Source organism: Brevibacterium sp. OS20, assembly GCF_056837565.1.
Genome location: NZ_CM166367.1, coordinates 131100 through 149379 on the forward strand (window position 1 = coordinate 131100; position 18280 = coordinate 149379).

Genomic DNA, 18280 nt, shown 5'->3' on the forward strand with positions numbered 1-18280 from the left:
GTGTGGAACCGGAGCGGGGAAGTGCAGTGCGGGAAGCGTCGTTCAAGGCGGCCCGCACTTGTCGAACGGTGTACTTATCGACAAGTGCGCTGCCGCTTGAACGAGCGTCGTGTCGGCTCCGAACTGGACGCTTCGACCGGGCCGGCCCTCAGAGTTCGGGCAGCAGCGAGATCGGGTTCTCGATGCAGTCGGCGACGAAGGTGAGGAACTCGCTCGGCTCCTGACCGTCGCACGCCCGGTGGTCGAAGACGAACGACAGGTACATCACTTCGCGCACAGTCAGCTCGCCGTCGACGACCCATGGGCGGTCCTTGATCCGGCCGAGGCCGAGCATGGCCACCTCGGGGAGGTTGATGATCGGGGCCGAACCGTCGACGCCGAACACCCCGTAGTTGTTCAACGTGAAAGTGCCGCCGGAGAGCTCGGACGGATCGAACCTCCCCGAGGCGGCCTTCCCGACGGTCTCGGACACGGAGTCGCGCAACTGCCGCAGGCTCATCTCGCCGGCCCCGTGGACGACGGGGACCATGAGCCCGCGCGGGGTCTGCGCGGCCAAGCCGAGGTTGATGTCGCCGTGGGTGACGATCTCGCCGGCGGTCGTATCGATCGACGAGTTGATGATCGGGTACTTCTTCAACCCGGCCACGACGAAGCGGGCGACGAGCGACAGCAGCGAATATCTCTCACCGGTGCGCGCCTCGAGCGCGCGCTTCGTGCCCAGCAGCTCGGTGGCATCGACATCGAGCCAGATGGTCGCCTCGGGGATCTCCTGCCGCGACTTCGTGAGGCGTTCGGACACGATCTTCCGCAGCCCCGTGATCGGGGTGCGGGTATCGCGGTCGGCCCGCCCGACAGGCGAAGGTGCCCCCGCCGAGGTGGTGCTACGTTCCGTGATCGACTGAGGTTCGCCGGCTCGTGACGTCCCCGCGGGGACGTGAGCGCTCGCCGCGCCGACGTTCGCAGCCGTGCCCGACTCGATCGCAGCGAGGACATCGGCCCTGGTCACGATCCCACCGGGACCGCTGCCGGGAAGGTGCTTGGCGCTGATGCCGTGATCCTTCGCCAGCTTGCGCACGAGGGGAGACGACACGGGGGAGACCTGCTCGCCGGCGGCCGTCGCCGACTCTCCGATGGCAGTCATCGACGAGTCATCGGTGGGAGTCTGTGCCTCTGTCGGCGGCTGCAGGGGAGCATCCGGGATGACTGTCGGGATGGCTGGGGCGGCGCCCGGGGTCACGGTGGAAGTCTCGGCCGGAACAGCCGTGTGCTTGCCGCCGAACGAGCGCTGCTTCGCCGACCGAGTTTTCGGCTCCGACGTGCCGTAGCCGATGAGATTCGCGCCGCTCGATTCGCCGGCGCTGTCGTCTGCGCTCGCGCTCGCCGCCGCACTCTCCGCCTCGGCGACAGAGAGCAGGGCCTGGCCTGCACTGACGGTGTCCCCAGCGGCGGCGTGAAGGCTGACGATCCGCCCGGCGTACGGGCAGGGGAGTTCGACGACTGACTTCGCGGATTCGACCTCGACGACCATCTGATCGACGTGGACCTCGTCCCCGATCTCGACCTTCCAGGAGATCAGCTCCGCCTCGGTGAGGCCTTCGCCGAGGTCGGGAAGGATGAACTCGCGCGTGCCAGTCCCGCGCATCCCGGTATTCAGATCAGCACTCATCACAGCTCCCAATCCCAGGACTCGAGCGCATCGAGCACGCGTTCGACGGTGGGCAAGTAGAACTCCTCGAGCTTCGGCGACGGATAGGGCACATCGAACCCGGCGACCCTCAGGATCGGGGCCGACAGGTAAGTGAAGTTGCGTTCGGTGAGGCGGGCGGCCACCTCGGCGCCGTATCCGCCGAACTGCGCGGCCTCGTGGATGATCGCCGCGCGCGAGGTCTTGCGCACGGACTCAGACACCGTCTCATCATCGAACGGAGACAGCGTGCGCAGGTCGATGACCTCGATGGACAGTCCGTGCTCGGCCCCGGCCTCGGCGGAATCGAGCGCCGTCCGCACCGTCGGACCATAGGCGAGCAGGGTGACGTCGGTGCCCTCGCGGATGACCTGCGCCCGATTCATCGGCGCCGTCGTCACCGGCAGACTCAGCGTCTCCTTCATCCAGTAGCGGGACTTCGGCTCCATGAACACGACCGGATCATCGGAGGCGATCGACTCGCGCAGCAGCGAATACGCATCGGCCGGATTCGACGGCGTGACGACGGTCAGACCCGGCGTCGACGTCCAATAGGCCTCGGACGAATCCGAGTGGTGCTCGACTCCGCCGATATCGCCGGCATAGGGAATCCGGATCGTGATCGGCAGGCTGACCCGGCCTTTCGTCCGGTTCCGCATCTTCGCCACATGGGACACGATCTGCTCGAACGCGGGGTAGGCGTAGGCGTCGAACTGCATCTCGACGACCGGCCGCATGCCGTTCATCGCCATGCCGATCGCGGTGCCGATGATGCCGGACTCCGCAAGCGGGGAATCCCACACCCGGTTCGACCCGAATTCGGCCCGCAGTCCTTCGGTGACCCGGAAGACCCCGCCGAGGCGGCCGACATCCTCACCGAAGACGAGCACAGTGTCGTCGTCGGCCAGGGAATCCCGCAGCGCCTGGTTGAGGGCCTTCGTCATCGTCACCGACGACGGGGCGGGTGCAGCGTCCGATGCCGCTGTGCCGTTCGCGGTCGCCGTGCTTGCCCCATCGTTCGCCGAGGCGGCGCTGCCCGTTTCGTCGTTCACCGCGGTCGGATCCGTGGTCGGGGTGGTGCCCGTCTCGACGCTCATGCCTGCCCTGCTGCGGCAAGTTCGGCACCGGCGAGTTCGGCCTCGAGGACCTGCTGCTGTTCGGCAAGGCCCGTGCGCGGGGTCGCGTAGACGTGGGCGAAGAGCTCGCGCGGGTCGACCTCGGCCTCTTGGTTCATCGCATCGCGGACGGACGCGGCCAGAGTCTCGGCCGCCTCGGCGACCTCTGCGACTGACGAATCGTCGAGTGCACCGGTCGACCGCAGGTACTTCTCCAGACGGTCGATGGGATCGAACTGCTTCCAGTGCTCGACCTCCTCGGCGTCGCGGTACTTCGTCGGATCGTCGGAGTTCGTGTGCGACTCCATCCGGTAGGTGAGGCACTCGATGAGGGTCGGACCGTCCCCGTTTCGACCGCGCTCGAGAGCGGTCGAGACGGCGGCGAACACGGCGGCGACGTCATTGCCGTCGACGCGCAGGCCCGGCATTCCGTAGCCGGCGGCTCGGTCGGCGAGCATCGTCGCGTTCGTCTGCTCCCGCAGGGGAGTGGAGATCGCGTACTGGTTGTTCTGCAGCACGAAGACCGTCGGCGTCTGCCAGACGGAGGCGAAGTTGAATGCCTCGTGGGTGTCGCCTTCGCTGCTGGCGCCGTCGCCGAGGAAGGTCAGAGTCGCTGCATCCTCGCCCTTGAGCTTCGCGGCCATCGCGAATCCGGTGGCATGCAGAGTCTGCGTCGCCAGCGGTGTCGCCGCAGGTGAGGCATGATACTCGTGCGGATCGAAACCGCAGTGCCAGTCTCCGCGGAAGGCGGCGAGGATCTCGGCGACGGGCACTCCGCGGGTCAGCAGCGCGGCCGAGTCGCGGTAGGTGGGGAAGAGCCAATCGTTCGGGGCCAGCGCGGTGGTGGCCCCCACCTCGGCGGCTTCCTGACCTGCCGCGGAGGGATAGGTCGCGAGTCGACCCTGTCTGGTCAGGTGCGTGACCTGCGCTTCGAACCGGCGGACGAGGACCATCTGCCGGTAGAGACCGGTGAGGGTGGCATCGCTGGGGATCCGCAGCCCTTCGGTCGGAGTGTCGGTGAGCCGGCCATCTGCGCCGATGAAGCTGATCGGCTGCAGCTGGGGCAGTGAACGGCCTGTGGTGGGAACGTCAATGGTCATGGCCCCATGGTGGCGTGAGCCGAGTCACGATTCCACGGCTGACGTGCAGGTGAGGACGGGCGGCCAAACGTGTCGCGAACTCGGGACGAAGGGACCGGTTCCGGCAGGCCGAGTGGACGTTTGGCTGGGCGGTGAGGGCTCTTTCACACAGCCGTGCGTGCAAGTCCAGCGCAGTAGATCAACATTTCTTGTGCAATTTCATCTTTTTGGGGGATGTGCGGGGGCCGAGTATGAACATAACCTCTATACCGGCTGAGAACTACCGGAGTTCCAGCAGAGAGGAATCATGTGAAGAAGATGCTCATTGCAGGGGTAGCGGCAGCGGCCCTGACGCTGGGGGTTTCAACCAACGCTGAAGCAGCAAGCTACACCTGGTATAACGCGGGATATAACGACGTGCAGAACGGCTCTCTCAACGCCCAGGTCTACTCCAATGGCAACCGTGTCTCGAAGGCCAAAGTCACGTACAAGAAGACGAAAGGTTCGGGGGTTTCGGTTAAGTTCGGATTCCAGGCGGTCAACAAGAAGGGCGGAGCTCAAGGCCCGGTGTCGTGGTCCGGAACCTACAAGATGAAGTCGAAGCAAACAAAGACAGCGACGTTCTCGGGCTCTGCGTCGTTGAGCAGCAAACGGCCATGCGCTCGTGCTCTGATGAAAGACACGATTTCGGGCAAGAACTACTACACGAGAACGACGTTCTGTACAGGACTGTAAATGCTTAGATATCTAACTGCACTGCCCTACGCACTTCCGGTCGCGGCAGTTGGTGTGATCGTTGCAGCAGTAATCGCAAAGCCTGTTGGCCGACGGCTTCGAGAGCATCCAGTAATCGTGTTCTTCTGGATGGCGAGCGTGTCCGTTGTGATCGCTGCGACAGTGACACCGTCAGGGCACGCGCCGGGATTGAACGATGGTTTGACGACGACCCGAGTCTGGGCGTGGTCGTTCCCGGCCCCAGGGGCGCTATTCTCGGTCAATTGGCAGTCGATGAACCTGTTGCTTTTTGCGCCATTAGGGGTAGCTAGTGGACTGTTCCTTCGGTTCCGCCACATTGTCAGGGCCGCTTCCATTGCAGCGTTACTGTCGCTTGCTGTCGAACTTGTCCAGTACATGGTTATCCCGCTGGGCAGAGCACAGTTCAACTCAGCGACGGTCGTAATCGGATGGGTCGGGATTGTAGTGGGAATGCTGGTGGGAAGACTGGTAGCGATCCAGATTCGGAAGACTAAACAAAAAGGGGATCAAGGCCAGCTGCAGAGCTGACTATGCCCCAAGTGTCAATACTTCAGACACGCAGATAGGGAACGAACATAGATGGGTCGAGTCGAATACGATGATTGGACTCCGGCCACACTGGATAGAACGGATAATTATGAAGAAGCTTGTCTCAATTGTTGGTGGGCTTGCCCTGGTCGCCGGTTCAACGTTCGCCGCGGGACCAGCATCGGCAGTGTTGAGTGAAGACATCCAGCCGGTAGCGTCTTCGCCTGCAGATGAAGACGCTCGAGTTGATTCGCTACTGAAAGACGGTGCCGAAGCAGACCCGCTGGAGCTTGTACCCGGTGCGACCACCGACCCTGACAAGGTCAAAGAGATTGACGAGTCGGGAGCTCCGGCAACTGTAGTGGTCGATCCTGACAACGGGAAGATCGTCGCAGCAAAACTGGAAACCACAATCTCGGCCCACAAGATATCAATTGTCGGCCCTGGGTGTTCGGCGGCGAGCGGATATTTCTGTATGAGGGGCTCTAATTACTACGGGTTCAAAGGAACTGGCTCTCTGTCCGGGAAGTGGAAGAGCATCAAGTGGTTCCACACCGGCAATAAGCAGGGTGCAGTCCGATATGGAGGAAAGTGGCAGGGCTGGCACCCGAAGAACCGGGCCGTGCAACTGACGAAAGCCGTTACAGTGACTGGGCTAAAACGGCAGTAAAAGAAAGAAACGCAACTGTCACACTAAACACAGCTGAAGCCATGGACTATTCAGCTTTCGGCATCGAATTATGCGCGTTGTATTTGGGAACGTTCTCAGCGCTAGATGCTTTCGGGGTCTCTACCCTGGTTCGCGGATAAGTCTGAAACCGGGACGTTGCGTCTAGCAAGCATGTGGACGTGTATGAGAGATTGCGTTTCTTGCCGCGTGGTTGCCTGCGTTCCCACATTGTTAATCGGCCTCGGAGAACAATATTTCGGGGCCGATTCTCATTCGTGCCGACGAGAGAGCAGCGGTGTCGGCTTGGCTCGGCAATCTTCGTTGTCGCGGTTGTGGACGACGACCGCAGGGTTGGCATCGAGGACGTTGAAAAGCCTTATCGATATCGCCCTCGCCAGCTCGTCACTTCTGGATTACTTCCTCCCGTCGATCGCATCAGCTCTCGGTGAGAAGTCCTCTCCGAGCGGGGCGATGTACGCCGTCCCAACCTTCGGCGCCGCGGCCCTCAGATCTCTCCCCACCGGTAGCCGCGGGAGGTGAAGGCCTCGGCGATTGCAGCCTTCTTGCCTTCGACATCTCCTTTGAAGGCCTGATGCCCGCCTTCGGTGACGACGACGAGCTTGCCGTCGGTGAAGTACGCGGTCGAGAACGAGGCGCGCGAGATGCGCAGCGGGTGGTCGTCATCTCGACCGATGGTGATTCCGTGCTCATCGATGACCAGGGGAGTTGTCGAGGCGGCGATGAAGAAGGCGGCGATGAGCCCGAGCGCCCCGCCGATGATCGGCCGGGCGATGACGACCCACGCCTGGTCGAAGCGACTGAGCTTCTCGATGACGTCCCCGAAGGGGATGGGGAATGTCGCGGCAATCGATCCGAGGGCCGGAAGGAAGAAGCCGAGAGCCATGCCGATGCCGATGCAGACGAGACCGATGACGACGACATCGGTCCGACTGAGCGCGAACGTCGCAGGGGCGTGGGGCCGCTGGGTTGCCGAGTCGTTCTTCTGCGGGGGCTGATCCATCACATGCTCGATCCTCGAAGGCGTTGTCGGTACTCCATGATACCAAAGTGGAACACAGGTGTTCCACAAGTAGACTGCTCTGTATCGTTCGCAGAGTCAGGGAGGGGTTGTGCCGGTGCAGGGAATGCGTCGATTGGGCCGAGAGGCCCTGGTCAGCGAGGCACTGACCCACCTTGCCGCGAACCCTCAGGCGTCGATGATCGAGCTCTCGCAGTCGATCGGCGTCGGCCGCACCACTCTTTACCGACATTTCGGTGAACGGGAAGCTCTCGTCGGCGCGGCGGCGAGGCTCGGGGCCCGGCGATTCGGTGAGGCGGTCATGAAGGCCCGTCCCGGCGAAGGGACCGGGCTGGCTGCGCTCGAACGGATCTGTGCGGAGCTGTTCACTCTGCCCGATGTGCTCACCCTGCTCTTCGCCGACAACCCGATCATCACCGATGAGACCTTCGCCGAGGCGGCCGCCGAGTCCAGCACGGGCGCTGAATCTGCGGGCGACGAAGATGATCCCCTCGAGGCCGTCATCGCGAGAGGGCAGGCGGACGGGTCCATCGATGAAGGAGTGCCGATCGGATGGGCGGCAGCGTTCGTCTACCTCACCATCGGCTCCGGACACCTCTACAGCATGAGCGTCGGCGTCGACGATCGGACCGCGCGCGCCCAGTCTCTCGAGTTGACCATCAGGGCGGTGCGGAAGACCCTGACGCCTCGTCAGAGGGCTGAGCACTGACCAGGGTTTGAAAACCGGCCGGGCCCGCAGCGCTGTGTGCGCTACCGCCGACTCCCGAAATGTGATCTCGGCGAAGCCGCGGGGCCATGCCGGGGCAGTTGTGTGGAGGACGAGTCCGGACTTGTTACCGTTATTGCTTCAGTTCATCCTCGGCAGGAGCAGTGCGTGTCTTCTTTCATCGACAGTCCCGAATTCCACGGTATGGCAGCGGGCGGCAAAGTCAGCCGCAATCCCGGCATGGGCGATCGGATGATGCGGGAGCTGGCGCCGTTCCTCAAGGCCGAAGGCGTTGACATCGATGATCCGAATGCGGACTTCACCGAAGCCGACTTGCACATTGCCATGGAGAAGGCGCAGGTGGAATACAACCGCCGACTATTCACCCCGGTCGGTGCCCACCGCGGGCTGGCTCTGGGGAAGCTTCGGTCGTTCTCCGTGGCCTTTGCCGAAGGCGACATCAAAACCGCCGAGGCTGTTGTGGCCTCCCTGCCCTCCGATCCCGAGGACTTCAGCCCGAGCGTCGCGCAGGTGACCGGGGCGGCGATGGGCCTCGTTGACGAATGGTTCACCGACGACGTGCACGGGCCGAAGCTCGGCGGAGTGATGGCACCGAAGTGGTCGGCGAAGAAATCCCGCAACGTCGCCCGCGACATCCTCGCCCTGGCACATAAGGGTCGCGTCGTCGACAGCCTCGATCGCCTCATCACCAACAACAGCGGACTCCCCGTCCTCGAAGGGGCCATGCTCGCCGTAGCCGCCGCGGTCGCGCGGTTGGCCAAGCGAAACAAGGTCTCGGAGCAGGAAGTCGTCGACGAGCTCTTGCCGCTCGACGGTTATCCGGAACCGGTTGAAGGCACCTACGGCTCCACCGGCCGAGTGTTCCAGGGCGACCAGGACGTCCAGGACGGCCCTGCCGCAGAACAGGGCCTGCCGGAGTGGCTCGGCGGATCGAGCGCCGAGGCGAGTGCACAGGCGAATCCCAACGCTGACCCGCAGGGCATCGATGCACGAATGGACGAGGTCGAGAAGACCGTCTACGAGATGCCGCTCTACCAGCGCTTCCGCGACTGGCTGGCCGAGACCTACGATGATGTCGATGAGGACTCAGAGGTCTTCGACATCGCCCATCTCCTGTTCTGCATCGCCGTGTCCTCCCGCGCAGATATCGACGAACCGGAGGGAATCGACGACCTCCTCGACGTCCTTGAAAGCTTCGCAGTCGACGGACAGGAGGAAGCGGAGAAGACCGATGGCGAATCGCCTTCGACGGTGATCTTCCTCGACAGCCTCGAAGCTCTCGACAACTATCTCCGCTTCCGCATGGACACCGGCGAGAACCCCGAACGCTGGAGTGCTGCCCGGGCCCGCGCCGAGGCCGCGAGCATGCGCACCGATCCGCTGCCCTCGGCGCTGATGGCCGCCGTCGAAGCCAATGCTCTGAGCGAGGAGCAGCTCGCGCAGCCTTTGCCGCACAACCGCCTCGTCGAGGGCGTGGTCGGCATCCTCGACTGGGTGGGCGAGTCCCGGCCGCTGACCGGTACGGGGCGGGTGAAGCGTGCCGATATCGCCGAGGCGGCCGAAAAGTTCGGCATCAAAGCCGTCGGAGTTGCGTCGAACGCCCGTTATGAAGACGGTGTGAACTATGCGCGCAGCGCCGACGAGGTGCCCGTCCTCGAAGCGATGTGGGCCGTGATGCAGAGTGCCGAGATCACCGAGATCACCGGCACCAAGGTCCGCCCGGGAAGCGCTGCCGACGAGTGGAAGAAGGGTGAGGTGAGCGCGGATACCGCACTGCCGGTCATCGGCGCCTTCATCTACGAGCGGCTGCTCGACGTGATCAACCTCGTTCCCGGAGAAGACTACGGCGCCCCGGCGATCACGATCGCCCAGCGCCTCATCGAGATCCTCACTCCCGACTCGGCACCGGAACGCCCCGAACTCGACCTCGGCGAGGTGCGCAGCGAACGGCTCTCCACGCTCTTGGAGGACGAACTGCAGGAGCTCACCGAGCTCGGGCTCCTCATGGCCGACGGAGACACGCTGTCAGCCGAGCCGGTGTACAAGCGCATCGTCGCCGGTGCCGCGCTCATGCTGCTGTCGGGACCGCGCGAATAAGACGAGGCGAGACCAGGGGTGTCGGAGCGAACTGAGGTGGCGGCCTCTGGTCGGTGTTGAAAATAAATGGTTGCACCTGCTGCGATCTCAGGTTAGGCTCACCTATGAGATATAGGGAACATCGGTCTTGCCTAAGGCAGTTGACACACCTGCTTGAAGTTGTGGGTCCGGCTTCTCTGTTTCTCGCTGTTTCATACGTCAAGAACCCTCGGAGCTGAATACATGCCGCGTACTTCCAGGCCTCTGCAGGTGCTGCCGATCATCCTGCGAGAAGTGGAAGTCACCGGCATCGTCGACATCACCCCGAACATGCGACGCCTGACAGTGGCAGGCGATCAATTGGCGGCCGGTGGGGTCGGCGAGGCTGCACGGCCTGCATTCCGCTCCGAGGGTTTCGACGATCACGTGAAACTCGTCATTCCCCCGCCCGACGGCTCATCCCTCGATATCGGCGAGCAGGAGGAGTTCCGCTTCAACTGGAATCGGGAAGCGCTCAACCGTGCCCGCGACTACACTGTTCGCAGCGTCGACCACGAGACGAACTCCTTCAGCATCGACATCGTGCGCCATGACTCCGGACTGGCCTCTGACTGGGCTTTCGGCGTCGCGGTCGGTGATCGGATCAGCTTCGCCGGACCGAAGACCTGCGCCGGGCTGGCCGACGGCATCGATTTCCACCTCCTCGTTGCCGACGAGACGGCGCTGCCCGCTGTCGGGCGCTGGCTCGAAGAGGCACCTGCTGGCACCCGCGGTCACATCATCATCGAAGTGCCCACCTCCGACGACATTCAAGACATCCCCACCGAAGCCGATGTCGAAATCGACTGGCTCATCCGCGGATCCACCGCACCGGGCGAATCGCGCCTGATGTTCGACGCCGTGAAGAATCTCGATCTGCCCGAAGGACGCACGTTCGCCTGGTGCGCGGGCGAGACGCTGACCATCGCCCCCATCCGCCGCTACCTGCGCCGGGAGATCGGCCTTCCCAAAGCGGACGTCGAGGTCGTCGGCTACTGGCGGAAGATGCCGACTCGTCCCGCCGCGCCAAGTGCGGCAGTCGCCTCCACGCCCGAGGCCACGCTCGAGGGATCTGGGGCCGAGTCCGGCCCGGCCGATGATTCGGCCCCTTCTGCAGCAGCCGGCAGCGAGGGCAGCGCCGAACCGGACGGAACTCTCGAGGTCCTCCACCAGGTCCACGAAATGACCGAACTGCTCCCCGCGATCATCACCCGGACAGCCGTCACCCTCGGCATCAACGACCTCATCGCCGGCGGAGTCGCCACCGCCGAGGCGATCGCCGCCGAACTCGATATCGATGCCGACCGTGTGCGCCCGGTGCTGACGGCTATGTGCTCCCTCGGGCTCCTTGCGCGTGAGGAGGAGAACTACCGCAACACCCCGACCGGAGCGGTCCTCACAGGCGACGGTGCCTCCGACGGACTTGACCTGAGCGATGCGGCGCTGCTCGACCTGTTCTCCCTCGTCGACCTCATCGATGTGCTCAGAGGCGGGTTCGCCTCCCGCACTTCGCGCGCCTCGACGATTCAGGCTCCCACCTGGCATGCCCAGCGCGACGCTGATTCCGAACTCGACTCCGCCCACCGGCGACGCAGCCTCGACCACCTGCAGTATGTCCTCGATCTCATCCTCGACCTCGAACCCGTGGCTTCGGCCGAGAGCCTCGCCGTCGTCGGTGATGTCGACGCCGAGGCGGCCGCCGCCCTGACGAGGAAGGCCTCGCACTCTGGGCGGACGATCCACACTCCCGGCGCACAGGGCCTGTCCGGTCGACGACCCTGGCCGGATGTCGACTGCACCCTCGTGATCGCCGGATTGACGGGGCGATCTCGGACAGAGGTGACCTCGTTGTTGGACCGGATGCTCGCCGCGAGCCGGACCCTGGTGATCGTCGAACCCTTCACCGATGATGCCGAGACCGACGACCATCAGGCCGAAGAACTCATCACGGTCCTGGCCACCACCGGGAATCCGTCGCTGACCAGCGGCGAGCTCGTCACGGATCTGCATAAGCTCGGAGCCGCGCACGTGCAGGTGAGAGACATCGGATGGGGGTTCGGCCGGTTCCGATCGGCCGTGATCGCCGCATGCTCCTGAACTGCCTCTCCGGGGCCTGGCCGCCTCACCCGGACGTTCACCAGATCAAAGAAGAATAAGGACAAACGTATGTCATTGACGCGCCTGACCGCTGCTGCCATCGCCGGAGCCACCGGCCTCGCTCTCCTCGCCGGATGCGCAGGCGGCAGTGAGGAAGCAAACCAGGGCGCTGCCTCCGAGACGCGCACCGTCACCGATGCGACCGGCGCGGAGGTCGAAGTGCCCGCGGCTCCGAAGGCCGTCGCGACACTGCACTACGCCGCCACCGAGACCCTCATGGATCTTGACGCGCCTCCCGTGGCGCAGGGCGAGTACCAGGATCCGGCCGTGCCCGAGGAGTGGCTCGATGAACTCGAGGGGATCCCCACAGTCAGTCAGCAGGAGCCGGACCTCGAGAAGCTCGCCGAGGCCGAACCCGACCTCATCCTGTCCCCGAACATCTTCGAACCGGAGATGATCGAGCAGCTCGAGGAGATCGCACCCGTCTACCAGTTCACCCTGCGCGGCGGAGACCGCGCGAATTGGCAGCAGCGTGTTGGGGAAGTCGCAGACGCCGTCAACAAGACCGATCAGCTCGACGAACTCGACAGAGAATTCACTGCTCGGCAGAAGCAGCTCGGCGAAAAGCATTCCGAGGTCACCGAGGGTACCACGATCGGAGTGGTGTCCTCCTTCGAGGAGAACTCGGCATATCTGTGGGGCAGTGAGAACATGCTCGGCACGATTCTGTCCCCACTCGGGTTCGATTGGTCGGCCGACGAGGACGCCATGGTGAAGAAGTACGGCAAGGCCGAACAGGGAGGCAATAAGTCAGGGACCGTCGAGCCCGAAGCTCAGATCTCGCTGGAAGTCCTCGACCGCAGTCTGTCCGATGCCGACATCATCTTCGTCAACTCGGACCTGCGCGGCGACTATGACTCGTTGACGAAGGCGCTCATGGACTCGGCTGTGTTCAAAGACCTCCCGGCTGTCCGGGCCGGACACGTCTATCCGATCGGCAAAGCCACAATCGCCGGATACGCCGACGCGGATTACGGTCTCGACCTTGCCGAGAAAGCCATCACCGAATACCAGAAGGACTGAGCCGCACTACTCAGCCGGCGCCCGGCCTGTGGCCCTCGGCCTCATCGAGGATGAGGAGCGAGCGGGAGGACACGACGCCCGGGACTTCGTGGATGCGGCGGAGGATCACCTGCGACAGTGCGGTGTTGTCCGGGGCGTTGACCGTCACCAAGGCGTCGATGTCCCCGCTGACGGCTTGAACCTTCTCGACGAAGGGGAGTGCTGCCAGGTCGTCACGGACCTGCGGCCAGGGGCGCTCGCCGATCTTGACGACGACGACCGCAGTCACGGTCATGCCGAGGGCCTCGCGGTCCACCTCGGCGGTGAATTTCCTGATCGCACCCGATTCGATGAGGGTGGTGAAGCGCTTATGCGCGGCGGAGCGGGAGATGTGGACGCGTTCGGCCAACTGGCGCACGCTCAGGCGCGAGTCCTCGACGAGGGCGGCGATGATGCTGCGGTCGATGTCGTCGAGGTCGAATGCCACGGGGCGCTCCTTCACCATTGATGTCTGCGTCTTGCCTGCGACCTCTGCGTCCAGCCTGCCCGGATGCACTCGCACGGAGGGGCGGCGATGGCCACCGGCAGGACTGGTCGGTCTGCGTCCCATTCTAGGGCCCCGCCTCGGCGATGGGACGACCCCGCGTCGAGGTCCCGACGTCGACGACAGGGGGACCACCTCGGTGGGGGAAGTGCACGAGGTTACAGAGTCCGACGCACTGGACAAATTCTGTCGATCGTTCGTACAGTAACGGAGATATCTGTGGTGCCTACCACGTACCATGGGTGATGGACATGATCGGTTCTAACCCGGACCCGGTCAACGGACGGAAATCAGCCACCTGTAGATTATGAGACGAAAGTCTCACGCAGCTGGAACTGCTTCACGAACCTAAGGAGTCATCCTTGAAGATCGCGGTGTTGGTCAAAGAGGTCCCGGATACGTACGGCGACCGCAAGTTGAACTTGGAAACCGGGCTCGCCGATCGCGGCGCCTCGGAAGCCGTCCTCGATGAGATCGGTGAGCGTGCCCTCGAGGTCGCCCTGACGCAGAAGGACTCCGACGGCGACACCGAGGTGACCGTCATCTCGATGGCGCCCGATACCGCGACCGCGACGATCCGCAAGGGTCTGGCCATGGGTGCCGACAATGCCGTGCACGTGGCCGATGAAGGTTTGGCCGGTGCGGATCTCGGGCTGACCGCCGAGGTGCTCGCCGCCGCTCTGCGCCGCGGTGAGTTCGACCTCGTCGTGACCGGCAACGTCTCCACCGACGGCAACGGCGGCATGATGCCGGCGATGCTCGCCGAGCACCTCGACTACCCGCACGTGACCGGCCTGACGACCGTCGAACTGACCGACGGCAAGGTCTCCGGCACCCGCGCGGTCGAAGGCGGCAAGCAGCAGGTCTCGGCCGAACTGCCCGCCGTCATCTCCATCACCGAGGCGCTTCCCGAGGCCCGATTCCCGAACTTCAAGGGCATCATGGCAGCGAAGAAGAAGCCCTTCGAGGTCATCAGCCTGTCCGATCTCGACATCGACGCCGAGGACCAGTCCGTGGCCCGCTCGATCATGGTCACCGTCGCCGAGAAGCCGCCGCGCGAAGCCGGCGAGAAGGTCGTCGACGAAGGCAATGGCGGAGTCGAACTCGCCGAATACCTCACCAAGAACCGTCTGGCCTAAGGAGAATCGTCATGTCAGAATTCCCGCAGGACTCCATTCTCGTCGTCCTCACCGCCGATGCCGAAGGCCAGCTGGAGAAGCCGGCCGCCGAACTGCTCGGCGGTGCCGCTGAGATCGGCTCACCCGTCGCCCTCGTGCTCGCCGCCGGCAGCGCCGACGCCGCTGCCGACAAGGCCGCCGAACTCGGCGCCGTGGCGACCCTGACCGCCGCAGCCACCGAGGGCAACCTCGGCACCGCGGCCGTCGACGCCGTGGCCGCAGCCGCGGAGCTCACCGCTCCCGACGCTGTTCTCGTGCCCAATACTCTCGACGGTCGTGACATCGCCGGTCGCTACGCCGTGCGCAGCGGATCGGCCGTGTCCGCCGACGCCACCGGACTCGAACGCGACTCCGAGGGCATCGTGGCCAACCACTCCGTCTACGGCGGCGGCTACACCGCCTCCTCGGCCCCGACCTTCGGTGCCCCCATCGTCACCGTGCGCCTGGGCTCGATCGAGGCTCGCGCAGAAGCGCAGTCAGCGAACACGCAGGCCCTCGAGGTCGCCGATTCCGGCAAGCGCTCGGCCGCGATCGACTCGTTCGAAGCCGTCGTCGAAACCTCCTCGCGTCCAGAGCTGCGCGGCGCGCAGAAGGTCGTCTCCGGTGGTCGCGGCGTCGGTTCGGAGGAGTCCTTCGAGCTCGTCGGCGAATTCGCCGACACCCTCGGCGCTGCCGTCGGTGCCTCCCGTGCGGCCGTCGATGCCGGTTACATCGCCCAGTCGCACCAGGTCGGCCAGACCGGTGTGTCGGTGTCCCCGCAGCTCTACGTGGCTCTCGGCATCTCCGGCGCGATCCAGCACAAGGCCGGTATGCAGACCTCGAAGACCATCGTCGCGGTCAACAAGGACGCCGAAGCCCCGATCTTCGACATCGCCGATTTCGGCGTCGTCGGCGACCTGTTCAAGGTCGTTCCCCAGGCCATCGAATCACTGAACGAGAACAAGTCCTGATATGGCAACCTATTCCAGTTCGCTGCGCTCGGGTCTGCCCCGGGTCGAAGGCGGAGACCCCTGGCCCCCGGAGGGCACCATCGGCGAACCTTTGGAAGAGGGCGCGTCGTGGCTGCCGGAGACTGCCGAGACGGAGGAACTGGATGAAGGTTCCCCCGCCGAGGCGGCCGAGTCCGATGTGACCGACGCCGAGGAGTCGACGGGGGCAGAGGCTTCCGCTGAAGCGGAGGAGCCAACTGAGGACTCCGTTGAGGACGCCGCTGAGGAATCGGTCGATGAATCGGCTGACGAATCGTCGTCGGGTGCTGCTGTTGCGGCGGGCGTCGGCGCTGCCGGTGTCGCCGCTGGTGCTGCGGGTGTTGCCGCAGCCGGTGCCGATGACGCGGGTGAGTCGGCTGACTCGACTCCTGCCGGTGAGCCTGAGGCCGACGCCGCTCCTGCGGCCGAAGTGCCTCTGCGCCGCGGCCTGCCGCGCGTCGAGGGTGGAGAGCCCTGGCCGCCGGAAGGTCTTGCTCCTGCAGGAGTGAAGGCCACCGGTGCCTCAGCTGCTCCCGTTGCGTCCGCTGAACCGTCGGCTCCGGAAGAGACTGCAGTCGAAGAGGATGTCGCTGTCGAGGATTCGACCGAGGACGCGGCGCCCGCTGAATCGGACGAACAGTCCTCGGCTGCCCCGGCTGCCGCTGCCGCGACGGCTGGTGCCGGAGAGGCTGCCGGCGCTGCCGTCGCCGCTTTCGGTTCGGACGATGAGTCGGCTGCCGCAGAATCTGCCGCCGCCGATGCTCCCGCTGCCGAATCGGCTCCTACCGCCGAGGTTCCGCTGCGTCGCGGTCTGCCGCGTGTTGCCGGTGGAGAGCCCTGGCCGCCGGAAGGCTTCGCGCCCGCCGGGGCCAAGGCCGCAGGCGGCTCGGCTGGCGCTTCTGCACCGGCAGCAGCTGCATCCGCTCCTGCCGAGAGCACTGCGGAGGAATCCGCAGCTCAGGTCGACTCTGCCGAAACCGCTTCGGCTGAAACGTCAGCCGATTCCACGTCTGAATCCTCGTCCGCTGCTCCTGCGGCGGCCGCCGCAGCTGGTGCTGGCGTTGCCGGTGCCGGTGTGGCTGCAGCAGCCGCGAACGGCTCGGGCTCCGGAGAACTCTCCGATGTACCGTTGCGCCGCGGACTTCCCCGCACCGCCGGGGGAGACCCCTGGCCGCCGGAAGGCTTTGCTCCGGCACACGCTGCCAAACCTGCCACAGGCTCGGCCGCCGCTTCGGCTCCGGCTGAAGAGAAGGCCGCCGGCGCCACGTCGACGGGTGCCGAATCTGCCGACGAAGCGCAGGCGCCGGCCGAGACGAAGCCGGATGCGAAGCCGGCTGCAGCTGACGAGTCCGGTGAGAAGAAGCCCCAGGGCCGACGCACCGGAATCGGCGGTGTCGGTGCCGGCGCGGCAGCCGCAGGTGCGGGAGCCGCTGCCGGTGCAGGTGCCGCAGCAGCGGGAGCCGCCTCGGCGTCGGAGAAGAAATCCGACGAAGCCGAGAAGAAGCCGGCCCAGCGCAAGCCGATGGCTAAGCCTGCGGCGAAGACCGCGGACAAGCCTGCCCAGCGCAAGCCGATGGCCAAGCCCGCAGCGAAGTCGGACGACAAGGCTGCGGCTCGCACCGCGGACAAGCCGGCCGCGAAGACGGCACCGGCTGCGAAGGCCACATCGTCGAGTTCAGGCAGCACCGCCTCGGCGAAGCCTGCAGCGAAGAAGGAACCGGTCATGATCGGTTCGAAGTCGCTGGGACAGTGGTCCAAGCTCGTCGGACTGGGACTCGGCGGACTCATCGTCGTGGCCGGGATCCTCATCCTCGCCGCGCGCGGTGTCACGACCCTGCCGGGCGTGCCGGAGTTCCTCGAACGCTACCCGGGCGAATACCACATCCCGGAATTCGTCGAGCCCGGCTTCCCGGGCTGGGTGCGGTGGACGCACTTCCTCAACATCTTCTTCATGGTGCTCATCATCCGTTCGGGTCTGCAGGTGCGTCATCAGCAGAAGCCGCCGGCGTTCTACACCCCGAAGAAGGGTGGGAAGAAGATCAGCATCAACCTCTGGCTGCACACGAGTCTCGATCTGCTGTGGCTGGCCAATGGTGTGGTCTTCGTCGTGCTGCTCTTCGTCTCCGGGCACTGGGCGCGCATCGTGCCGACCAGTTGGGAAGTGTTCCCCAACGCGCTGTCGGCGGCGCTGCAGTACGGAACGATGGAATGGCCGATGGAAGATGCATGGGTCAACTACAACGCTCTCCAGCAGCTGATGTACTTCATCATCGTGTTCATCGCCGCTCCGCTGGCCGCGATCACGGGTGTGCGGATGAGCGAATGGTGGCCGAAGAACGCTTCGACGCTGAACAAGATCTACCCGGCGCCGCTGGCACGGGCGATCCACTTCCCGACGATGCTGTTCTTCGTGTTCTTCATCCTCGTCCACGTGTTCCTCGTGTTCACGACCGGACTGCGGCACAACCTCGGCTACATGTTCGCGGGAACCGAGATGCTCGGTTGGGCCGGACTCGTCTGGTTCCTCATCGCGATGGTCGTGGTCGTGGCCGGTTGGTTCGCGGCCAGGCCGCTGCTGCTCGCCCCGATCGCGAATCTCTTCGGACGGGTGTCGAGCAGGTAGCGCTATCAGCCCAGACGCGCGGCGATTGACAGCGAAAGGCCCTGTCGGACATTCGGTCCGACAGGACCTTTCTCGTGGACGGATCGGGCCGCCTC

At 64.8% G+C, this 18280-nt stretch carries 15 protein-coding genes; 10 read left to right on the plus strand and 5 right to left on the minus strand.

Annotated elements, in window-relative coordinates:
- Nucleotides 1-148: 148 nt before the first annotated feature.
- The 3 genes from ACVZTU_RS00600 to pdhA are packed head-to-tail and all read right to left on the minus strand — an operon-like array spanning nucleotide 149 to nucleotide 3899.
- Nucleotides 149-1666, minus strand: a complete 1518-nt coding sequence (locus ACVZTU_RS00600; protein WP_482401111.1) for a dihydrolipoamide acetyltransferase family protein — start codon at nucleotides 1664-1666, stop codon at nucleotides 149-151.
- Nucleotides 1666-2781, minus strand: a complete 1116-nt coding sequence (locus ACVZTU_RS00605; protein WP_181271145.1) for an alpha-ketoacid dehydrogenase subunit beta — start codon at nucleotides 2779-2781, stop codon at nucleotides 1666-1668. The genes ACVZTU_RS00600 and ACVZTU_RS00605 overlap by 1 nt, the downstream gene beginning before the upstream one ends.
- Nucleotides 2778-3899, minus strand: a complete 1122-nt coding sequence (gene pdhA, locus ACVZTU_RS00610; RefSeq protein ID WP_181271144.1) for a pyruvate dehydrogenase (acetyl-transferring) E1 component subunit alpha — start codon at nucleotides 3897-3899, stop codon at nucleotides 2778-2780. The genes ACVZTU_RS00605 and pdhA overlap by 4 nt, the downstream gene beginning before the upstream one ends.
- 288 nt (nucleotides 3900-4187) lie before the next feature.
- Between pdhA and ACVZTU_RS00615 the strand changes: the two genes are divergently transcribed.
- The 3 genes from ACVZTU_RS00615 (at nucleotide 4188) to ACVZTU_RS00625 (ending at nucleotide 5832) form a co-directional block, all read left to right on the plus strand.
- On the plus strand, nucleotides 4188-4613 hold the full coding sequence (locus ACVZTU_RS00615) for a hypothetical protein (protein ID WP_039211600.1): 426 nt from the start codon (nucleotides 4188-4190) through the stop codon (nucleotides 4611-4613).
- A gap of 129 nt (nucleotides 4614-4742) precedes the next feature.
- Nucleotides 4743-5162, plus strand: a complete 420-nt coding sequence (locus ACVZTU_RS00620; RefSeq protein WP_482401768.1) for a VanZ family protein — start codon at nucleotides 4743-4745, stop codon at nucleotides 5160-5162.
- A 109-nt stretch (nucleotides 5163-5271) separates the two neighbouring features.
- A complete protein-coding gene (locus ACVZTU_RS00625; protein WP_062860487.1) occupies nucleotides 5272-5832 on the plus strand; it encodes a hypothetical protein in 561 nt (186 codons plus the stop codon).
- A 505-nt stretch (nucleotides 5833-6337) separates the two neighbouring features.
- Here ACVZTU_RS00625 and ACVZTU_RS00630 read toward each other — a convergent pair.
- A complete protein-coding gene (locus ACVZTU_RS00630) occupies nucleotides 6338-6853 on the minus strand; it encodes a YqeB family protein (RefSeq protein WP_482401769.1) in 516 nt (171 codons plus the stop codon).
- A gap of 109 nt (nucleotides 6854-6962) precedes the next feature.
- On the opposite strand from ACVZTU_RS00630, the gene ACVZTU_RS00635 reads away from it, so the two are divergent.
- The 4 genes from ACVZTU_RS00635 (at nucleotide 6963) to ACVZTU_RS00650 (ending at nucleotide 12893) form a co-directional block, all read left to right on the plus strand.
- Complete coding sequence (locus ACVZTU_RS00635; RefSeq protein ID WP_482401112.1) at nucleotides 6963-7580, plus strand: TetR/AcrR family transcriptional regulator; 618 nt, start codon at nucleotides 6963-6965, stop codon at nucleotides 7578-7580.
- A gap of 165 nt (nucleotides 7581-7745) precedes the next feature.
- The gene (locus ACVZTU_RS00640; protein WP_482401113.1) at nucleotides 7746-9695 is read left to right on the plus strand and encodes a hypothetical protein; all 1950 of its coding nucleotides are present in this window, start codon (nucleotides 7746-7748) and stop codon (nucleotides 9693-9695) included.
- A gap of 222 nt (nucleotides 9696-9917) precedes the next feature.
- Nucleotides 9918-11810, plus strand: coding sequence for a siderophore-interacting protein (locus tag ACVZTU_RS00645; RefSeq protein ID WP_259358107.1), 1893 nt, complete (start codon nucleotides 9918-9920; stop codon nucleotides 11808-11810).
- A gap of 69 nt (nucleotides 11811-11879) precedes the next feature.
- On the plus strand, nucleotides 11880-12893 hold the full coding sequence (locus tag ACVZTU_RS00650) for an ABC transporter substrate-binding protein (protein ID WP_181271140.1): 1014 nt from the start codon (nucleotides 11880-11882) through the stop codon (nucleotides 12891-12893).
- A 10-nt stretch (nucleotides 12894-12903) separates the two neighbouring features.
- Here ACVZTU_RS00650 and ACVZTU_RS00655 read toward each other — a convergent pair whose 3' ends face one another.
- Nucleotides 12904-13359, minus strand: a complete 456-nt coding sequence (locus ACVZTU_RS00655) for an Lrp/AsnC family transcriptional regulator (RefSeq protein WP_009883814.1) — start codon at nucleotides 13357-13359, stop codon at nucleotides 12904-12906.
- Between the two features lie 419 nt (nucleotides 13360-13778).
- On the opposite strand from ACVZTU_RS00655, the gene ACVZTU_RS00660 reads away from it, so the two are divergent.
- The 3 genes from ACVZTU_RS00660 to ACVZTU_RS00670 are packed head-to-tail and all read left to right on the plus strand — an operon-like array spanning nucleotide 13779 to nucleotide 18185.
- Nucleotides 13779-14555: an electron transfer flavoprotein subunit beta/FixA family protein gene (locus ACVZTU_RS00660; protein WP_139467716.1), complete on the plus strand. Its 777-nt coding sequence runs from the start codon at nucleotides 13779-13781 to the stop codon at nucleotides 14553-14555.
- Nucleotides 14556-14566: 11 nt separating this feature from the next.
- Complete coding sequence (locus tag ACVZTU_RS00665) at nucleotides 14567-15544, plus strand: electron transfer flavoprotein subunit alpha/FixB family protein (RefSeq protein WP_181271139.1); 978 nt, start codon at nucleotides 14567-14569, stop codon at nucleotides 15542-15544.
- A gap of 1 nt (nucleotide 15545) precedes the next feature.
- Nucleotides 15546-18185 carry a cytochrome b/b6 domain-containing protein gene (locus ACVZTU_RS00670; RefSeq protein WP_482401114.1) on the plus strand — a complete coding sequence of 880 codons (2640 nt, stop codon included), beginning with the start codon at nucleotides 15546-15548 and terminating at the stop codon, nucleotides 18183-18185.
- Nucleotides 18186-18280 lie beyond the last annotated feature (95 nt).